The sequence below is a fragment of the Schwartzia sp. (in: firmicutes) genome, assembly GCF_978017985.1.
Map to the genome: position 1 here is coordinate 1 of NZ_CDXDFU010000056.1, position 2018 is coordinate 2018.

At 48.0% G+C, this 2018-nt stretch carries 2 protein-coding genes; both read right to left on the minus strand.

What is annotated here, in order from left to right:
- A partial coding sequence (gene uvrC / locus ACY69O_RS02795) for an excinuclease ABC subunit UvrC (RefSeq protein WP_462331947.1) occupies window positions 1-1272 on the minus strand: 1272 nt, incomplete at its 3' end.
- A partial coding sequence (locus ACY69O_RS02800) for an ATP-binding cassette domain-containing protein (RefSeq protein ID WP_462331948.1) occupies window positions 1269-2018 on the minus strand: 750 nt, incomplete at its 5' end. The genes uvrC and ACY69O_RS02800, both read right to left, overlap by 4 nt.

Genomic DNA, 2018 nt, shown 5'->3' on the forward strand with positions numbered 1-2018 from the left:
CATGTACGCCGATTTATTCGGAATACCTCCCTCGAAAACAACCATAGACGCAACAGTTTCGGAGCCCTGAATATGAGATATATCAAAGCACTCCATACGCCATGGCAGGCTGCTCAGTCCAAGATACCCGCCAAGCTCTCTGACCGCACCCTCTGTTTGTTCATTCGAGGTCTTAATCCTTGCCGCCTCATCTGACAAATATTTTGCGGCATTGTTTTCAGCCATAAGAACTATATCATGCTTAGTTCCCCTCTGCGGAACCTCCATATAGACCTTCGAACCCTTTTTATCCGCCAGCCATTCCCCTATGACCTCCTGCTCAGGAACCTCCATAGGCAGCAGTACCTCATGGGGGATGAACGCTGCACGGTGATAATACTGCTTCAAAAAAGCACTGAGCAAATCCGCATTGCTTTCTTCTTCACTTCCCGTAAGCATAAAGTGCTCACGTCCTATCATCTTTCCGTTTCGGATAAAGAAAATCTGCACGCAGACACCGATTTCGGATCTTGAAAGACCAATCGCGTCCTGATCTCCCGAGCCTGTAACTATACGCTGCTTTTCAGCTACTATTTTTACGGCCTGCAGCTGGTCGCGGAGACGAGCTGCCTGCTCAAACTGCAGATTATCCGCAGCCTCAAGCATCTGTGCCTCAAGATGCTTTTCAACTATCTCCGTCCGCCCCTCAAGAAACAGACAGACCTCATCCACCATTTTTTTGTATTCGGCAGGGTCTACCTCTCCTGTGCACGGAGCAACACAGCGCTTTATGTGATACTCAAGGCACGGCCTGTCAACATCCATGTGCTTGCATGTGCGCATAGGAAAAAGCCGTCTGAGCAGCTTCAGACTCTCATGCACTGCTCCGACCTGCGTATATGGACCGAAATACCTTGCTCCGTCCTTCAGGATTCTTCGGGTAATCATAACCCTCGGAAACCTCTCCCCAAGAGTTACCTTCACATAAGGATATGTTTTATCGTCCTTCAGGCTGATATTGTACCTCGGACGGTATTTCTTTATTAAATTGCATTCCAGAATCAGCGCTTCCATCTCGGAGCCGGTCAAAATCGTTTCAAAATCAGCAATCTTGGCAACCATAGCCCGCACCTTCGGAGTATGGCCCTTGCTGCTTTGAAAATACTGTCGCACACGATTTTTCAGCACGACTGCCTTGCCCACGTATATGACCTTCCCGGCATCATTTTTCATGATATATACACCGGGAGAATCAGGGAGCAGCTTCAGTTTTTCTTCAACAATCTCCGTCATTTAGCTGCCTTCTTACTTTTCTTCTCCATAAGTACAGTTTTAAGATACTTGCCTGTATAGGATTTCTTAACCCTCACTATTTCCTCGGGAGTCCCTGCAGCAACTACAGTGCCGCCCTTGTCTCCGCCCTCAGGCCCCAGGTCGATAATATAATCCGCAGTCTTTATAACATCCAGATTATGCTCGATAACCACTACCGTATCTCCGCCTTCAACCAGACGCTGCAGTATGGTAAGCAGCTTTGCTATATCCGCCGTATGCAGACCTGTTGTAGGTTCATCAAGAATATACAGAGTTTTGCCCGTAGAACGTCGCGAAAGCTCCGCCGCCAGCTTGACACGCTGCGCCTCACCGCCGGACAGAGTCGTTGCAGGCTGTCCAAGCCTGATATATCCAAGTCCCACATCCTGAATGACCTTCAGCCGACGAGAAATCCTCGGTACATTTTCAAAGAATTCGACTGCTTCATCAATAGTCATATTCAGCACATCAGAGATGGTTTTTCCCTTGTATTTAACCTCAAGAGTTTCTCTGTTGTACCTGGCGCCTTTACACACCTCACAGGGCACATAGACGTCCGGCAGAAAATGCATTTCAATCTTTATAATACCGTCGCCCTTGCATGCCTCGCAGCGTCCGCCCTTGACATTAAAGCTGAAACGTCCTGCCTTATATCCTCGTACCTTTGCCTCGTTTGTCACACTGAATAACTCACGGATTGTATCAAAAACACCCGTATATGTAGC